The following is a 15,860-nucleotide window of genomic DNA, read 5'->3' as shown; positions in this document are numbered from 1 at the left end:
CAAATCCATGTCCTCATCCTCGAACTTTGTTTTCCCGCACCGCGCTTCGCGCCGCAAGGCCGCGCTTTGCGCCATCGCCTGCACACTGGCCGGCGCAACGGCGACCGTCGTCCACGCCGCGAGCGGCGATGACGTCCGCACCGAAAGGACGACGGCGACGGTCGACAAGGACGGTGCGCGCCTCGGCACCGCGACCATCGCGGCGACGTGGAAGTTGAGCGACGGCCACTTCGCCGACTTCCGCATCGGCGGCAGCGACGGCGCGCCCGCGATCAAGGTGGTCGAGCCGTTCGCGCTGGCATTCGCCGACGGCACGCGGATCAACGCCTCCGACCTGCACGCAACGGGCGCGGCGAGAACGGAAAAGCTCGCGGCCGCGGCAAAAGCCTCGCGCCTCGCCGAGCGAATTCCCGGCCGGGCGATCGCCATCGACTTCACCGACAAGGACGACCGCTTCCGTTTCGCCTGGCAGCTGCAGCAGCGCGAAGGGTCGGCCTATCTGCGCGAGCTGCTCACGATCACCGCACTCAAGCAGGACGAGGCGATCGCCGAAGTCGAGCTGCTCAAGCTCGACGACGTGATGGGCGCGCGCGTCGCCGGCGACGTCAACGGCTCGCCGATCGTGTTCGGCAACTACTACGTCGGTTTCGAGAATCCATTGTCGGAAAGCCAGGCGCGCTGGACGCACGCGCGCACCTGGATCAAGCGCAGCCTGCCGCTGCGCCGCGGCCAATCGATCGGCTATTCGGCCGTCGTCGGCGTCGCGCGCGACGGCCAGTTGCGCCGCGACTTCGCCGCCTACCTCGAACGCGAGCGCGCGCATCCGTACCGCCCGTTCCTGCACTACAACTCGTGGTACGACATCGGCTACTTCACGCCGTACACGCAGGAGCAGGCGCTCGATCGCATCCATGCGTTCGGCGAGGAGTTGAGCGTGAAGCGCCACGTCAAGCTCGACTCGTTCCTGTTCGACGACGGCTGGGACGACCGCAGCGGCAGTTGGCATTTCAGCAAGGATTTCCCGCAGGGATTCGTGCCGCTCAAGGACGCGGCGGCGAAATACGGCGCCGCGCCGGGCGTGTGGCTGTCGCCGTGGGGAGGCTACAGCAAGCCGAAGGAGGAGCGCGTCAGGAACGGCCGCGCCGCCGGCTACGAAATCATCGATAACGGCCTCGCGTTGTCCGGGCCGAAGTACTACCAGCGCTTCCACGACGCGGTGCTGGAACTGCTGACGAAGAACGGCATCAACCAGTTCAAGTTCGACGGCACCGGCAACGCCGACAAGGTGTTCCCCGGCAGCCGTTTCGACAGCGACTTCGCCGCCGCGATCGCGTTGATCGACGACATCCGCGCGGCCAAGCCGGACACCTTCGTCAACCTGACGACGGGCACGTATCCGTCGCCGTTCTGGCTGCGCTACGCCGATTCGATCTGGCGCGGCGGCGAGGACGACGATTTCGCCGGCGTCGGCACCCACCGCGAACGCTGGATCACCTACCGGGACGCCGACACCTACCGCAACATCGTCGAGAAAGGGCCGCTGTATCCGCTCAATTCGCTGATGCTCCACGGCATCATCTATGCGCAGATGCACAAGGCGCTCAATACCGATCCCGGACACGACTTCGCCAACGAAGTGCACTCGTACTTCGCCAGCGGCACGCAGTTGCAGGAGCTGTACATCACGCCCAAGCTGCTCTCGGATTCGGACTGGGATACGCTCGCCGAAGCCGCACGCTGGTCGCGCGACAACGCCATGGTGCTGCGCGACACGCACTGGATCGGCGGCGACCCGGGCCGTCTCGACGTCTACGGCTGGGCGGCGTGGACGCCGCAAAAGGCGTTTGTCACGCTGCGCAATCCCGATGCGAAGGCGCAGCTCGCCGTGATCGACTTGCAGCGCCAGCTCGAACTGCCGCCGGGCAGCGCGCGGCGCTACGCCGCGAAGCCGGTCTGGGGCGACGGCGAGGCGACGACGTTCGACGCCGACCACGCGGCGACATTGACGTTGGCGCCGTTCCAGGTGGTCACGTTCGAGCTGACCGCCGAATCTACGCGCTGAGAAGCGAAAAAGTATACGAACCGCGAAGGCGACCGGAACAAGGCCGCCGCCCGGCTCGGCGATCGCGCCCGCCGCAATCCGTCGGCAAAGGTGCGGTACCCTCCGGCTCGGGGACGCCCGCTCCGCGGCGGCGGTACGGGCGCCGCGATTGCCCCGGTTCCACCCCCGATTTAACAGCATTTTTCCTTGCTTCGCCCGGAGGCGCTTACTACACTGTCGCGCTTTTCCGCCAAGACGCGGCACCATGGCAAGCGGCAGCAGGTTGCATTAATGTTCAAGGGTTTACGCGGGCTTTTCTCCAACGATCTGTCGATCGATCTCGGCACGGCGAACACGCTGATCTACGTGCGCGGCCAGGGCATCGTGCTGAACGAGCCTTCGGTGGTCGCGATCCGCCAGGACCGAGGCCCCGGCGGCCCGCGTTCGGTCGCCGCGGTCGGCGCCGACGCCAAGCGCATGCTCGGGCGCACGCCGGGCAACATCGTCACGATCCGGCCGATGAAGGACGGCGTCATCGCCGACTTCACGATGACCGAGGAGATGCTCAAGCAGTTCATCAAGAAGGTGCACAAGGCGCGCATGTTCCGGCCGAGCCCGCGTGTGCTGGTCTGCGTGCCGTGCGGCTCGACCCAGGTCGAGCGCCGCGCGATCAAGGAGTCGGCCGAGTCGGCCGGCGCGCGCGACGTGTACCTGATCGAGGAGCCGATGGCCGCGGCGATCGGCGCCGGCATCCCGGTGCACGAGGCGCGCGGCTCGATGGTGCTCGACATCGGCGGCGGCACCTCCGAGGTCGCGGTCATTTCGCTCAACGGCATCGTCTATTCGCAGTCGGTTCGCATCGGCGGCGACCGTTTCGACGAGGCGATCATCAACTACGTGCGCCGCAACCACGGCACGCTGATCGGCGAATCGACCGCCGAGAAGATCAAGGTCGAGATCGGCTGCGCATTCAAGCAGGACGAGGCGCGCGAGATCGAAGTCTCGGGCCGCAACCTCGCCGAAGGCGTGCCGCGCATGATCCGCATCAGCTCCAACGAGGTGCTCGAAGCGCTGCACGAACCGCTGATGGGCATCGTCGCCGCGGTGCGCGTCGCGCTCGAACAGACGCCGCCCGAACTGTGTTCCGACGTCGCCGAGCGCGGCATCGTGCTGACCGGCGGCGGCGCGTTGCTCAAGGACCTCGATCGCCTGATCTCCGAGGAAACCGGCCTGCACGTGCACGTCGCCGACGATCCGCTGACCTGCGTCGCGCGCGGCGGCGGCCGCGCGCTCGAACTCGTCGACCAGCACGGCAGCGATTTCTTCGCCTCGGAGTAACGAAGGCCGTGATTCGTGATTTGTGATTCGTGATTCGTGGCGCCGGCTTTTGATTTCGCGAATCACCAATCACGAATCACCAATCACCTCACATGGCCATCCCCGCCAACAACACGGCCCCGCTGTTCGGCGAAGGCGCATCGGGCACGTTGCGCCTGGTGGCTTATCTCGTCGCCGCGATCGCGCTGATGATCGCCGACCGGCGCGGAGACTGGCTCGAACGCCTGCGCGCCGGCGCCAGCGTCGTCACCGAACCGGCCTGGCGGCTCGCCGCGGCGCCGTCGGAACTCGCGCGCGACGCGCGCGTCGCCCTCGCCGACCGGAGCGCACTGACCGAGCAGAACGCCGAACTGAGCCGCCAGCTGCTGCTCGCGCAGACGCGCCTGCGCCGCGTCGAGGCCGTGCAGGAGCAGAACCAGCGCCTGCAGGAACTGCTCTCGGTGCAGAAGACGCTCGGCCTTTCCGTGCAGCTCGCGAAGGTGATCGACGTCGACTTCGGCCCGTACCGGCGGCACACGATCCTGCTCGACCTCGGCAGCGACAACGGCATCCAGGTCGGCCAGCCGGTGATCGACGCGCGCGGCCTCGTCGGCCAGATCGTCGAAGTGCGCCCGCGCAGTTGCACGGTGCTGCTCATCAGCGACAAGTCGCACGCGGTGCCGGTGCGCATCGAACGCACCGGCCTGCGCACGATTGCGCGCGGCAGCGGCACGCTCGACACGCTGGAACTGCCGAACATCCCGACCAGCGCCGACGTGAAGCCGGGCGACAAGCTCGTCACGTCGGGTTTGGGCGGGCGTTTCCCCGCGGATTTTCCGGTCGGCGTGATCCGCTCGATCGGCAACGACGCCAGCGGCATGTTCGCCGCCGCGCAGGCCACGCCCGACGCGGCGCTCGACCGCAGCGCCGAGGTGCTGGTTTTGCACGAATTGGCCAATCCGGTCGGGCCGCCCGCGCCGGCCGAAGAAATCGGCCCGCCGGTGTCGCTCAAGGGCGGCGACGAACCCGCGCCGCCGTCCGTCGTCGTGCCCGCGCCCGATGCGGCGAAGCCGGGGGAAAACTGATGCGCCTGCGCGGCTTGAACTGGCTGTTCTGGGGCGGCATCGCCACGGCGTTCCTGTTCCAGCTCGCGCCGCTGCCGGCACCGCTGCTGCCGTTCAAGCCGTACTGGCTCGCGCTCGTGCTGATCTACTGGATGATCGAGCTGCCCGAGCGCGTGCCGCTCGGCCTGTGTTTCGCCCTCGGTCTCGTCGCCGATCTGCTCGGCGGCGAGATGCTCGGCGAGCAATCGATGCGGCTTTGTATACTTTGTTTCATCGTGCTGCGCTTCCGTTCGCGCCTGCGCTTCTTCCCGGTGTGGCAGCAGACGCTCGCGGTGTTCGCGCTGCTGCTCAACGATCGCGTCGTCTACCTGATGGTGCACGCGATCGCCGGCGATCCGCCGCCGCCGCTCGACTTCTGGTTCGCGCCGGCGGCCGGCATGCTCGCGTGGCCGTGGCTGTTCCTGCTGTTCGACGATCTGAGGGCGCGCCTGCGCGCAAGCGATTCATGAATCCGCCCGGCGCGCGCATGCAGGTGCGCAACGCCCGCGCCGACGCGGAAACGTTCCGCGCGCGCGCGATCGTCGGCTTCCTGCTCATCGCGGCCTGTTTGGGCATGCTGGCGTCGCGCTACCTGTTCCTGCAGGTCTACCGCGGCGCCGAGTTCGGCGAGACCTCGGACAAGCAACGCATCTCGGTGCGCAGCGTGGCGCCGAGCCGCGGCCTCATCTACGACCGTAACGGCGAGCTGCTCGCCGACAACGTCGCCGCGTTCCGGCTCGAGGTGGTGCCCGAAGCGGTCGAGGGCGGCCGCAAGGGCATGGACAGGATGCTCGCCGAGCTTGGCGACGTGATCGCGATCAGCGACGACGACATAGAGCGCTTCAAGAGCGCGCGAGTGAAGAAGAAGGCGTTCGAAAGCGTGCCGCTGCGGCTCAAGCTCAGCGAGGACGAGATCGCGCGCTTCTCGATCAACCGCTGGCGCTTTCCGGGCGTCGAGGTGGTGCCTTACCTGACGCGCGCCTATCCGCTCGGGCCGTTGTTCACGCACGTGGTCGGCTACGTCGGCCGCATCGACGCGAAGGAACTCGAACGCCTCGACGCGAACGACTACGCCGGCACCACGCACATCGGCAAGACCGGCGTCGAGCGCTGGTACGAGGACGAACTGCACGGCGCGCCGGGCAGCGAGACGGTCGAGGTCGACGTCGACGGCCGCGTGCGTCGGAAACTCGACAGCGTCGCGCCGACGCCGGGCAAGAACCTGTACCTGTCGATCGACGCGCGCCTGCAGCGCGCGGCCGAGGAGGCGCTCGGCCCGCGCCTCGGCGCCGCGGTCGCGATCGATCCGCGCAACGGCGAAGTGCTCGCGCTGGTCAGCGAGCCCGACTTCGACGGCAACCTGTTCGTCAACGGCATCGGCCAGGCCGACTACACGCAACTGATGCAGGATCCGCGCAAACCGCTGCTCAACCGCGCGATCGCCGGCGGCTTCATTCCCGGCTCGACGATCAAGCCCTACGCCGCCGCCGCTGGACTGGAACTGGGCCTGCGCACGCCCACGGACACGGTGGTCTCGACCGGCGAATACCACATTCCGGGGCAGGCGCGCGGCTACCGCGACGATTTCCCGGCCGGTCGCGTCGATCTCAAGCTCGCGCTGGCCTGGTCGGTCAACACCTATTTCTACTCGCTCGCCTACGACCTCGGCATCGACCGCTTCAGCGGCTTTCTGGCCAAGTTCGGCTTCGGCGCGAAGACCGGCATCGACGTCGCCGGCGAAGCGCCCGGCGTGCTGCCTTCCGCCGAATGGCTGCGCGCGACGCGCGGCCAGCCCTGGTATGCGGGCTACACCGTCAACGTCGGCTTCGGCCAGGGTTTCTGGGTGGTCACGCCGATCCAGCTCGCGCATGCGCTCACGATCGTCGCGGCCCAGGGCGCGAACCGGCCGCCGCACGTGCTGCGCGCAACGCAATCCGGCGTCGGCGCGCCGGTGCAGAACGCGCCGCTGCCGCTGCCGGGCCCGAACGTGGGCACGCATGCGAGCACATGGAAGGCGATCGAGGAAGGCATGTGGCTCGCGGTCAACGGCCCGCCGCCGAGCACGGTGAGCGGACTCGGCAAGGATTTCCCCTACGCGATCGCCGGCAAAACCGGCACCGCCGAGCGCTTTTCGCGCTACGACGAAACCTGGACGACGATCGCGACCTCCTCGGCCGACCGCCACCAGGTGCTGTTCGAATGCTTCGCGCCGGCCGAGGAGCCGCGCATCGCCGTCGTCGTCGCGCTCGAGTCGGGGCACAGCGGCGCGACCGACGCCGCGCCCGTCGCGCGCCAGATCCTCGACGCCTGGCTGAAGTACGACGACGACGCGCGATAATCGAAAACCCGGGTGCGAGACTGGGGCTTTTTGTTTGCGGTTATTTCTTCTGATCCATTTGCACCGGTGGGCCAATAGTCACATCGGGCCGTAAATCTTTTTGATATTGCGTGTCGACCCAGCTCCAATATTCTTTAGGATCCCAGTAGTGCGGAGAATAATATTCGGCAGAATCGACTGAGTACTCAGTAATATCGGTTGTCGGGCCCTTCAGATGTATCCTGACGGAGTTGCCTGCTCCGGCGGCCGCCCCCTTTAGACGGGTTCCAGTCGCAGGCATGACTTTCTTAAGTTCAGATTCCAATCTTGGTTTTGCTACAGTATCTCCGTAATTCTCGAATACTTCTTTACTCACTTGCAAGGCGGTATTACGTTCCTTTTCGTTCAAATTTTGCCAATAATATTTCTGCAGCACCACGAATTGGCGATATCCGCGTTCCGCCGCCAAGTCCATCCACGCATATGCTTCCGTACGATTTTGCCTTACGCCAATACCATCCCACAGCATCATGGCAATCGATGCCTGGGATAGTTTATCCGCATAACGCGCGGCTTTATGGAAATCCTCGAAAGCTTCAGCGAAATTCCTGGCTTTGTATCGCTTCAATCCGGAAATGCGATATCGCGAATCGGGGTGCGAGGACAAATAATCAATGCTATTGATAATAATGTTCTCCGAAGCATTTACCGTGCCGTGGAGAATCAAGATAAGAAATAAAAAAATATACTTCCTGGGCAAGGACTTCATCTTTGTGATATTGCAAAATGTAAAAGTGAATTTCCTCTCACTTATGAAAAAGTTATGGGGTGATACATACCGTAACATTCTCAAGAGTTGAGAAACAAACTTGGCCAAGGGGTCCGTAATCTACGACGGAGGGATACTCTGCATTATTATGATAAGGACGTGTAGGTGCAGGTTGCTGCGTCCCGGGGATAGGAGTCACTTCCGACGTATCAACATAGGCGCATTCAGAAGTAAAATCATCATATATAACGTCAAAATATGACCAAACTGGCAATGAGGATGTAGTATGGTAATATCGATATTTTGCAGCCATGGCGGTTAACGCAGTTATTCTGCTTTCAAGACTTGAACCAATCCACGCAAGATGCACTTCAGGGATTTGTGAGTATACGTAATCATATGTACTAATCATATGTACTAATCGTTGCGGCGGAGGCGGACCCTGTTGGACAGGTACCCCATGCCGCGACATTTATGAGAAGTAAAGAAAATAATGTTGCAATTCTCATACGCATAAGATCATCTCCAATTGATATAGTCCCCAATACCTCACGCCACGTTCAATTTCTCGGGAGTCAGAAATGATCTTATGCCCATGCATAGATGATTATGTGATACAAATCTCGCATTAACTATTTATTACATAAATTTTAATATCGAAATATTTGTTCTGCCCATATAGAAGAGTAGGCGAGATTGTTGTTTCTCCTCTTATGGAAGATTGTTGGTGATCGGCACCTGAAATTTATCGAATCCCAAGATGAATCTGCTGCTGGAAAATTTCGGTCAGCGTTGGCGCGCGTTCGCGCGCCGCTGGCTGCGCGCGCCGCAACTCGACTGGCCGCTGGCTTGCGCGCTGCTGCTGCTCGCCGGCGTCGGCCTCGTCAATCTCTACAGCGCGGGCGGCCCCGATGCGAAGTTCGCCTTCAACCAGGGCGCGCGCTTCGCGCTCGGCGCGGTGCTGATGGTGCTGCTGTCGCGCGTCTCGCCGCAGACCTTGCGCAAATGGACGCCGTGGCTCTACGCCGGCAGCGTGCTGCTGCTGCTCGTCGTCGCCGCGCTCGGCGAGGGTCGCGGCGCGAACCGCTGGCTGGATCTGAAAGTGTTCCGCTTCCAGCCGTCGGAATTGTCGAAACTGACGATGCCGATGATGGCGGCCTGGGTATTGAGCCGGCGCGAGCTGCCGCCGAAGTTCGTCTCGCTCGCGATCGTCGGCGTGTTGATCGCGATTCCGGCCGCGCTGATCGCCAAACAGCCCGACCTCGGCACCGCGCTGCTCGTCGTCGCCAGCGGCATGTTCGCGATCTTTCTCGCCGGCATGGCGTGGTGGCGCATCGGCCTCGTGCTCGCGGCCGCGGCCGCGGCGGCGCCGCTCGCCTGGCACTTCATGCACGACTACCAGAAGAAACGCCTGTTCACCTTCCTCGACCCGGCCGCCGACCGCCTCGGCGACGGCTGGCACATCATGCAGAGCGAGATCGCGGTCGGCTCGGGCGGCCTGTGGGGCAAGGGCTGGCAGCACGGCACGCAGTCGGCGCTCGAGTTCCTGCCCGAGCACACCACCGACTTCGCCTTCGCGGTGTTTTCCGAGGAATGGGGCTTCGTCGGCGTCGCCGTCGTGATCGCGCTCTACGTCTTCATCGTCGGCCGCGGCCTGATGATCGCGGCGAACGCGCGCGACACCTACTCGCGCCTGCTCGCCGGCTCGATCAGCATGTCGTTCTTCGTCTACGTCATGGTCAACGGCGGCATGATCGCCGGCGTCCTGCCCGTGGTCGGCGTGCCGATGCCGCTGATCAGCTACGGCGGCACTTCGATCGTCGCCCTGCTCGCGGGATTCGGCATGCTGATGGCCATCCACAACCACCGGCGCGCGCCGCGTTGAACCGGCGCGCGCATGGATTTAGGCTAGCGGCATGAGCAGAACGAACGTGAGTGCCGACGCCAAGCAGTGGATCCTCAACCGCATGCTCGCCGGCGCGGGCAGCGATCAAGTGGTCGCCGAACTGATGGCGGCCGGCTGGCAGCGCAAGGCCGCGACCGACGCGCTCGCCGTGGTGGTCGCCGAAAACCCGCGCGCGCGCGTGGCCGTGGCCGCCAACGACACGCCGGCCGAAGGCATGCCCGAGCCCGGCATCGCGCAGATGCCTCTGTCGCTCGATGCGGGCGACCGCGAGGTGCAGGTGCTCATCGAGATGAAGTCGCCGCGCGTGGTCGTGTTCGGCAACCTGCTCGGCGCCGACGAATGCGCTGCGCTGATCGAGGCGGCCAAGCCGCGCATGGCGCGCTCGGAGACGGTGAACCGGCAGACCGGCGAGTACCAGATCGACGTCGCGCGCACCAGCCGGGGCATGTTCTTCCAGCGCGGCGAGAGCGAGCTGCACCTGCGCATCGAAAACCGCATCGCAAAACTGCTGAACTGGCCCGCGGAAAACGGCGAAGGCCTGCAGGTACTCCACTACCAGCCCGGCGCCGAGTACGAGCCGCACTACGATTACTTCGATCCGGCCGACCCCGGTACGCCCGCGCTGACGCGCCGCGGCGGCCAGCGCGTGGCGAGCCTGATCATCTACCTCAACACGCCCTCGAACGGCGGCGCGACGACGTTTCCCGACGTCGGCCTGTCGGTGCTGCCGCAGTGTGGCAACGCGGTGTTCTTCAGCTACCCACAACCGCAGCCGTCGACGAAGACGCTGCACGCCGGCGCGCCCGTCGTGGCCGGCGAGAAATGGATCGCGACCAAATGGCTGCGCCAGCGCGTGTTCGCCTGACGCCGCCGCACCCCGAAAGAGAGACGCCAACCATGCTGCGCCGATTCCTTTCCCCGACCGACCGCATCCTGATCGAACTCGAGCGCGCCGTCGGCACGGCGTTCGGCACCGCCGCGGACGCGTCGCGCCGCTCGCCCGCCACGGGCATGGACGAGGGCGATCTCGACGACGACGAACGCCGCCATGCGGCCGGCCTCATGCGCGTGAACCACACCGGCGAGGTGTGCGCCCAGGCGCTGTACTCCGGCCAGGCCGCGGTCGCGCGCCGTGCCGACACGCGCGCGCGGTTGCTCGACGCCGCGGCCGAGGAAACCGACCACCTGGCCTGGTGCGCGCAGCGGCTCGACGCGTTGCACAGCCGGCCCAGCCTGTTCAATCCGCTCTGGTACGCGGGCAGCTTCGCGCTCGGCGCGGTGGCGGCGCTGGTCAGCGACGAAGTCAGCCTCGGCTTCGTCGTCGAAACCGAGCGCCAGGTCGAAGCCCATCTGGGCGAACATCTGCAGAAACTTCCGATCGCCGACGCGGCCAGCCGCGCCGTCGTCGCGCAGATGAAGGACGACGAGGCACGCCACGGCCGCCACGCGCGCGAGGCCGGCGGCATCGACCTGCCGCCGCCGATCCCGGCGCTGATGCGTCTTGCCAGCAACGTGATGAAGGCCGTGGCGTACCGTGTCTGAAGCCTGCGCCGCGCAGGCTACGCCGAAATCGCCAGCTTCTCGCCGCGATAGATGCGCGCGGTGACGAAGTACACGGCCAGCGCCGCGAGCGTGGTGCAGGCAAAGCAGAGCACGAGCGACTCGCCGCTCACGAATTCGCCGCGCAGGAAGCGCGTCAGCGCGATCTGCTGGCCCATCAGCGGCACCGCGTACATCCACAACTGCGGTTTGAACGGCAGGATCGTCAGCAGCATCGTCGGGATCGCCGGCACGAAGGTGAGCAGGCCCAGCCAGGTCTGCGCCTCGCGGTAGCTCTTGGCGAACGCGGCGACCATGGTCTGCAGGCCGGCGAGCAGGGCGGCGAGCGGCAGCATGACGAACAGGCCGCGAAGCACGAAATCCAAGCCAATGTGCAGGTCCATGCCGAGCCGGTCGGTCGGCAGGAAACGGCTCGCAACGGAAAACGCGAGCATCGACAGCAGCACGGTCGTCATCGCGAACGCGGTCGTCGCCGCAAGCTTGCCGGCGAGGATTCGCGCGCGCGGCACCGGGTTGGCGAGCAAGGGTTCGAGCGACTGGCGCTCGCGCTCGCCCGCGGTCGTGTCGATCGCGAGCGCCATGCCGCCGATCAGCGCGCCGAGGATGAAGAAGTACGGCAGGATGCCGAACATCTGCCCCGAGCGGCTTTGCGGCGTGGACTGGTCGCGCTCGGCGACGACGACCGGCTTCATCACGCTCGGCGACAGGCCGCGCGCGAGCAGGCGCAGCGCGCCGGTACGCTGGCCGTAGCCTTCGAGCGCGGCCTGCACGCGGCGCACCGCGCTTTGCGCGTCGCGCTGCGATTCGTCGTAGACCAGCTCGACCTGGGCCGGTTCGCCGCGGTTCCAGTTTTCCGCGAATTGCGGCGGGATGCGCAGCACGACGTCGGCATCCTGCTCGCGCACCGCGCGCTCGGCGTCGGCCGGTCCGTCCTGGATGTCGAAGCGCTGCTGCTTGAGCGCGTCGATCAGGTTCGGCGCGCGCTCGGCGCCGATCACCGGCAGCTTGAGCGGCTGCTCGGCCTTTTCGAGCTCGCGCGTGACCATCGTGTTGATGAGGAGCACGAAGAACAGCGACCCCATCAGCGGGCCGGTGACGAGCGTGTTGATCACGGTGCGCCTGTCGCGCAGGTTTTCGCGGACTTCTTTGAGGAAAACGATCAGTGTGGATTTCATGCTTTTGCTCCTTCCTTCTCCCCTCGGGAGAAGGTGGCGCGGCAGCGCCGGATGAGGGAAGAGCGGAACGATTTCCAGTGGAGATGGATGATGCGGAGCCTTTCCCTCATCCGCCCTTCGGGCACCTTCCCCCGGAGAGGGAGGGGAAGAAAAAGGGTTTTCATGCGGCGAGTCCCTCGTCGCTGCCGATCAGTTTGACGAACGCGTCTTCGAGGTTCGCCTCGCCGGTCTGCGTGCGCAGCGCGTCGGGCGATTCGTCGGCGACGACGCGGCCGCGCGCAATGACGACGATGCGGTCGCACAGCGCCGCGACCTCCTGCATGATGTGGCTGGAGAACAGCACGCAGCGCCCTTCGTTTTTCAGCTGCTTGAGAAACGTGCGCATCGCGCGCGTCGCCATCACGTCGAGGCCGTTGGTCGGTTCGTCGAGGATGACGTTCTTCGGATCGTGCACGAGTGCGCGCGCGATCGCGGCCTTCACGCGCTGGCCCTGCGAGAAGCCTTCGGTGCGGCGGTCAGCGATGTCCTCCATTTCGAGCGCGCGGATCGCGGCGTCGCTGCGCGAGCGGATCGTCGCCTCGTCGAGGCCGTGCAGGCGGCCGAAGTAGGCGATGTTTTCGCGCGCGGTCAGGCGCTTGTAGAGGCCGCGCGCGTCGGGCAGGACGCCGAGGCTGCGCCGCACGGACAGCGGATCGGCCGCGGCGTCGACGCCGTCGACGAGCACCTGGCCCGAGTCGGGTCGCATCAAAGTATACAAACAGCGCAGCGTGGTGGTCTTGCCGGCACCATTCGGCCCAAGCAGACCGGTGATCTCGCCGTCGCGCGCGGTGAAGCCGACGCCGTCGACGGCGACGACTTTCTTCGCGCCGGAGCCGAAGGTTTTGTGCAGGTTGCGTACTTCGATCATGACGCGGCTCCATTTCTTCCCTTCTCCCATCGGGAGAAGGTGGCGCGAAGCGCCGGATGAGGGAAGGGCGTTTCGTTATGGAGTCTCGTTGCATCGTGCAAGGCTCTTCCCTCATCCACCCTTCGGGCACCTTCTCCCGAGGGGAGAAGGGAAGCAAAAACAAGGATCATGGCGAGGCTCCGTTGAAATCGACGAGGGCGGGAACCGGTCCGAGTGCGTCGACGCATTTCGCATCGAGCATTTTCGGGTTCAGTTTTTCGACGAACTCGTCGACGAGTTTCGGGATGCAGCCGCGGCCGATCACGTTGTGGCCTTGGCCGCGGGCGACGATGAGCTTCGCGTTCGAAAGGCCTTGCATCACCTGCTCGCCGTAGCGCGGCGGCGTCACCGGATCGAGCTCGCCTTCGAGCACGAGGATGGGCTTGTCGGATTTGAGCGGCGCGTGGAAATCCGCGGGCGTCGCGCCGTGCGGCCAGACCGCGCACATGGCCGCGATCGCGTCGGTCAGGCTGCTGCTGTCGAGCAGCGTGTTCGCGTCGTTCGGATCGGGCTTGAGCAGGTCGGCGTCCTCGCTGCAAATCACCGAAGCCTGCATGCCGCCGTTCATCGCGCCGGACATGTCGTCCTGCAGAAGCTGCGTCTGTCCGGCCAGCGGCGCGTAGTTGCCTTTCAAGCCTTCCGCGATCGACAGCGGCAGCAGTGCCGCAGTCTCGGGCGAATAGGCGAACATGCGCACGAGCCCGGCGAAGCGGTTCGCGCTCAGGCGCAGTTCGTCCGGCTTGAACGTGACCGGATCGCGCAGCGTGACGTTCTGCGGCTGCGCGCGCAGCGCGTCGCGTAGCTTGCCGAGGCTGGCCCAGGAATCGCCGAACGCCTTCGCGCAGGCTGCGTTCTTGCTGCACAGCGCGAATTGCGCCTTCAGTGCGGAATCGAGGTTCTGCGCGAATTCCTGGCCGAAGACGAGTTCGTTCGGCGCGACGCTGTCGAGCACGACGCTGCGCACGCCGGCCGGGTGGCGCATCAGGTACTGCTGCGCCATGCGCGTGCCGTAGGAGACGCCGACGAGATCGAACTGCGGCGCGCCGAGCGCGACGCGCAGGTCTTCGAGGTCGCGCGTGGCCACCGTCGTCGTGTACTGGCGTGGGTCGGCCTTCTTCTCGATTTCGGCGAGGCACTTCGAAGTCGTTTCGCGCAGCTTGGCCGTGTCGATGCCGCTGTCGGTCTCGCCGGCCCGCGTACCGTTCTTTTCGTCGTCCTTCGCCGCCTCGCAATCGAGCGGATGCGACTGGCCGGTACCGCGCTGGTCGAGCAGCAGGATGTGGTGATGCCGGCGCAGCGGCGCGAGCGCGGCGGCGATCTGCGGATACGTTTCGACCGCAGCCTGGCCCGGCCCGCCGGCGAGGAAGACGACGATGTCGCTGTCCGCGCGCTCGGCGTCGCTCTTGATCAGCGCGAGATGGAGGTCGATGCGGCGGCTTGCCGGATCGTCAGGGTTCTCGGGTACCGAAAACGGCGCACAGAACGCGGCGGTCGTCGCGCCGGATTTCTTCTGCGGCAATTCGCAGGCCTTGAACGCGAGCGTGCCCAGCGTGAACTCGCGCGCGTTGGTCGGGATCGCCGCCGCCGCGGGCGCACCACGGGCGGCTGCCGGCGCGGCGGCGAAGCGTTTCCACGCGAACGCACCGGCCACGGCCAGCAGCAGCGCGAGGCGGAACAGGTTTCTTTTGTCCATGCGTCAATCCTTGCCCGGTTGGAAAATCGATTCGATCGGCAGGCGGAACAGCTTGGCGATGCGGAACGCGAGCGGCAGGCTCGGGTCGTACTTGCCCGTTTCGATCGCGTTGACCGTCTGCCGCGACACGTCGAGCTTGTCGGCGAGGTCGCCCTGCGACCAGCCGCGCTCGCCGCGCAGATCGCGCACCTTGTTGTTCATTCGTCTGGTTGCCCGGCGCGTCGCAGCCGGCGCCATGCGAAAATCGCGGCGACCGCGGCGAACGAAACGGCCAGCCCGCAGAACAGGCCGAACGCGAACTCGTCGGCGACGCGGAAATACGCCCACACGGCGACGGCGCCGAACAGCACGGCGAGCAGTCCGAAACTGATCGCCTTGGGCAGGCCGTCATCGTCATCGCAGAAACCCGCGCCGTATCGGCGCGAGGCCCACCTCTGCGCGAGGCCGTAGGTCAGCAGCATCAGCGGGAACACCCAGATCAGCAGCGTGCCGGTCAGGTCCGCCGGTATCGCCTTGCTCGCAGCGAGAAAGCCGCCGATCAGGCTGAACACGCCGGCGACCGCTGCCGCGGCGCCGAGGCCGATCAGATGCGTGCGCTGTTCGAGTTCGTCGCTCGACCAGATGCGCCGGCCGGTCAGCCAGACGATGTAGAGCATCGGCAACGTCGGCAACAGCGCGCAGACCACACGGGTCGCATTGTCGTCCGCGTGGCGTGCGTACGGCAGCAGGGCGATGACGAGAATCACGTACACCGCCGAGGTGGCGAACGTGCGCAGCTCGTATTGGGTTTTGGAGACGGGTTTCATGCGCCGGATTCGGTGGTGGGCGTGTGTCAAGCATGCTTGACATGCCCAGGTTAGATTGCATCGATCGATATGTCAAGCAAGCTTGACAGATGTGGATACCGGCTTGCGTGTGCAGCGCGTCGTGTTGTGACCGAGGTAGTCGCTTTTCGGTGTCGAAATACCGAAGAAAGTACTTAAAAATCAATAGTATGAAAATTGGCATGAATTCTGCTTTGCAGGTATCGCCT

At 65.5% G+C, this 15,860-nt stretch carries 14 protein-coding genes; 8 read left to right on the top strand and 6 right to left on the bottom strand.

Annotated elements, in window-relative coordinates; translation table 11 throughout:
* Window positions 1-7: 7 nt before the first annotated feature.
* The 5 genes from QM741_RS06210 (at window position 8) to mrdA (ending at window position 6,799) form a co-directional block, all read left to right on the top strand.
* Window positions 8-2,062 carry an enterotoxin gene (locus QM741_RS06210; RefSeq protein ID WP_415206855.1) on the top strand — a complete coding sequence of 685 codons (2,055 nt, stop codon included), beginning with the start codon at window positions 8-10 and terminating at the stop codon, window positions 2,060-2,062.
* A gap of 270 nt (window positions 2,063-2,332) precedes the next feature.
* Window positions 2,333-3,379, top strand: a complete 1,047-nt coding sequence (locus QM741_RS06205; protein ID WP_415206854.1) for a rod shape-determining protein — start codon at window positions 2,333-2,335, stop codon at window positions 3,377-3,379.
* Window positions 3,380-3,471: 92 nt separating this feature from the next.
* On the top strand, window positions 3,472-4,443 hold the full coding sequence (mreC, locus tag QM741_RS06200) for a rod shape-determining protein MreC (RefSeq protein WP_415206853.1): 972 nt from the start codon (window positions 3,472-3,474) through the stop codon (window positions 4,441-4,443).
* On the top strand, window positions 4,440-4,931 hold the full coding sequence (mreD, locus tag QM741_RS06195; protein ID WP_415209083.1) for a rod shape-determining protein MreD: 492 nt from the start codon (window positions 4,440-4,442) through the stop codon (window positions 4,929-4,931). The genes mreC and mreD overlap by 4 nt, the downstream gene beginning before the upstream one ends.
* The gene (gene mrdA, locus QM741_RS06190) at window positions 4,928-6,799 is read left to right on the top strand and encodes a penicillin-binding protein 2 (RefSeq protein ID WP_415206852.1); all 1,872 of its coding nucleotides are present in this window, start codon (window positions 4,928-4,930) and stop codon (window positions 6,797-6,799) included. Before mreD ends, mrdA begins: the two co-directional genes overlap by 4 nt.
* Window positions 6,800-6,839: 40 nt before the next feature.
* On the opposite strand, the gene QM741_RS06185 is transcribed toward mrdA, so the two are convergent.
* Window positions 6,840-7,538 carry a tetratricopeptide repeat protein gene (locus QM741_RS06185; RefSeq protein WP_415206851.1) on the bottom strand — a complete coding sequence of 233 codons (699 nt, stop codon included), beginning with the start codon at window positions 7,536-7,538 and terminating at the stop codon, window positions 6,840-6,842.
* Between the two features lie 769 nt (window positions 7,539-8,307).
* Here QM741_RS06185 and rodA point away from each other — a divergent pair.
* Genes rodA through coq7 form a run of 3 tightly spaced genes read left to right on the top strand, consistent with a single transcriptional unit; the run spans window position 8,308 to window position 10,995 of the window.
* A complete protein-coding gene (gene rodA / locus QM741_RS06180; RefSeq protein ID WP_415206850.1) occupies window positions 8,308-9,432 on the top strand; it encodes a rod shape-determining protein RodA in 1,125 nt (374 codons plus the stop codon).
* Between the two features lie 31 nt (window positions 9,433-9,463).
* Window positions 9,464-10,318 (top strand): 2OG-Fe(II) oxygenase, encoded by an 855-nt coding sequence (locus QM741_RS06175; RefSeq protein ID WP_415206849.1) that lies wholly within the window; start codon window positions 9,464-9,466, stop codon window positions 10,316-10,318.
* Window positions 10,319-10,350: 32 nt separating this feature from the next.
* A complete protein-coding gene (gene coq7 / locus QM741_RS06170) occupies window positions 10,351-10,995 on the top strand; it encodes a 2-polyprenyl-3-methyl-6-methoxy-1,4-benzoquinone monooxygenase (RefSeq protein ID WP_415206848.1) in 645 nt (214 codons plus the stop codon).
* A gap of 17 nt (window positions 10,996-11,012) precedes the next feature.
* Here coq7 and QM741_RS06165 read toward each other — a convergent pair whose 3' ends face one another.
* The 5 genes from QM741_RS06165 to QM741_RS06145 form a co-directional block, all read right to left on the bottom strand.
* The gene (locus QM741_RS06165) at window positions 11,013-12,188 is read right to left on the bottom strand and encodes an ABC transporter permease (RefSeq protein WP_415206847.1); all 1,176 of its coding nucleotides are present in this window, start codon (window positions 12,186-12,188) and stop codon (window positions 11,013-11,015) included.
* Between the two features lie 160 nt (window positions 12,189-12,348).
* Complete coding sequence (locus QM741_RS06160; RefSeq protein WP_415206846.1) at window positions 12,349-13,095, bottom strand: ATP-binding cassette domain-containing protein; 747 nt, start codon at window positions 13,093-13,095, stop codon at window positions 12,349-12,351.
* Between the two features lie 166 nt (window positions 13,096-13,261).
* The gene (locus tag QM741_RS06155) at window positions 13,262-14,827 is read right to left on the bottom strand and encodes an alpha/beta hydrolase (protein ID WP_415206845.1); all 1,566 of its coding nucleotides are present in this window, start codon (window positions 14,825-14,827) and stop codon (window positions 13,262-13,264) included.
* A gap of 3 nt (window positions 14,828-14,830) precedes the next feature.
* On the bottom strand, window positions 14,831-15,028 hold the full coding sequence (locus QM741_RS06150; RefSeq protein ID WP_415206844.1) for a helix-turn-helix transcriptional regulator: 198 nt from the start codon (window positions 15,026-15,028) through the stop codon (window positions 14,831-14,833).
* Window positions 15,025-15,633 (bottom strand): hypothetical protein, encoded by a 609-nt coding sequence (locus QM741_RS06145; RefSeq protein WP_415206843.1) that lies wholly within the window; start codon window positions 15,631-15,633, stop codon window positions 15,025-15,027. Before QM741_RS06145 ends, QM741_RS06150 begins: the two co-directional genes overlap by 4 nt.
* Window positions 15,634-15,860 lie beyond the last annotated feature (227 nt).

Origin of the sequence: Rudaea sp., from assembly GCF_047601565.1 — a bacterium.
Classification (GTDB): Bacteria; Pseudomonadota; Gammaproteobacteria; order Xanthomonadales; family Rhodanobacteraceae; genus Rudaea.
Note: the sequence above shows the minus strand (reverse complement) of the source record. Positions and strands in the feature narration are given on the sequence as shown.

Coding starts and splice junctions, on each gene's coding strand:
- mrdA (WP_415206852.1), top strand. CDS start 4,928: ATGAATCCGCCCGGCGCGCGCATGCAGGTGCGCAACGCCCGCGCCGAC.
- QM741_RS06175 (WP_415206849.1), top strand. CDS start 9,464: ATGAGCAGAACGAACGTGAGTGCCGACGCCAAGCAGTGGATCCTCAAC.
- QM741_RS06210 (WP_415206855.1), top strand. CDS start 8: ATGTCCTCATCCTCGAACTTTGTTTTCCCGCACCGCGCTTCGCGCCGC.
- mreC (WP_415206853.1), top strand. CDS start 3,472: ATGGCCATCCCCGCCAACAACACGGCCCCGCTGTTCGGCGAAGGCGCA.
- QM741_RS06205 (WP_415206854.1), top strand. CDS start 2,333: ATGTTCAAGGGTTTACGCGGGCTTTTCTCCAACGATCTGTCGATCGAT.
- QM741_RS06155 (WP_415206845.1), bottom strand. CDS start 14,827: ATGGACAAAAGAAACCTGTTCCGCCTCGCGCTGCTGCTGGCCGTGGCC.
- QM741_RS06165 (WP_415206847.1), bottom strand. CDS start 12,188: ATGAAATCCACACTGATCGTTTTCCTCAAAGAAGTCCGCGAAAACCTG.
- QM741_RS06150 (WP_415206844.1), bottom strand. CDS start 15,028: ATGAACAACAAGGTGCGCGATCTGCGCGGCGAGCGCGGCTGGTCGCAG.
- QM741_RS06160 (WP_415206846.1), bottom strand. CDS start 13,095: ATGATCGAAGTACGCAACCTGCACAAAACCTTCGGCTCCGGCGCGAAG.
- QM741_RS06145 (WP_415206843.1), bottom strand. CDS start 15,633: ATGAAACCCGTCTCCAAAACCCAATACGAGCTGCGCACGTTCGCCACC.
- coq7 (WP_415206848.1), top strand. CDS start 10,351: ATGCTGCGCCGATTCCTTTCCCCGACCGACCGCATCCTGATCGAACTC.
- rodA (WP_415206850.1), top strand. CDS start 8,308: ATGAATCTGCTGCTGGAAAATTTCGGTCAGCGTTGGCGCGCGTTCGCG.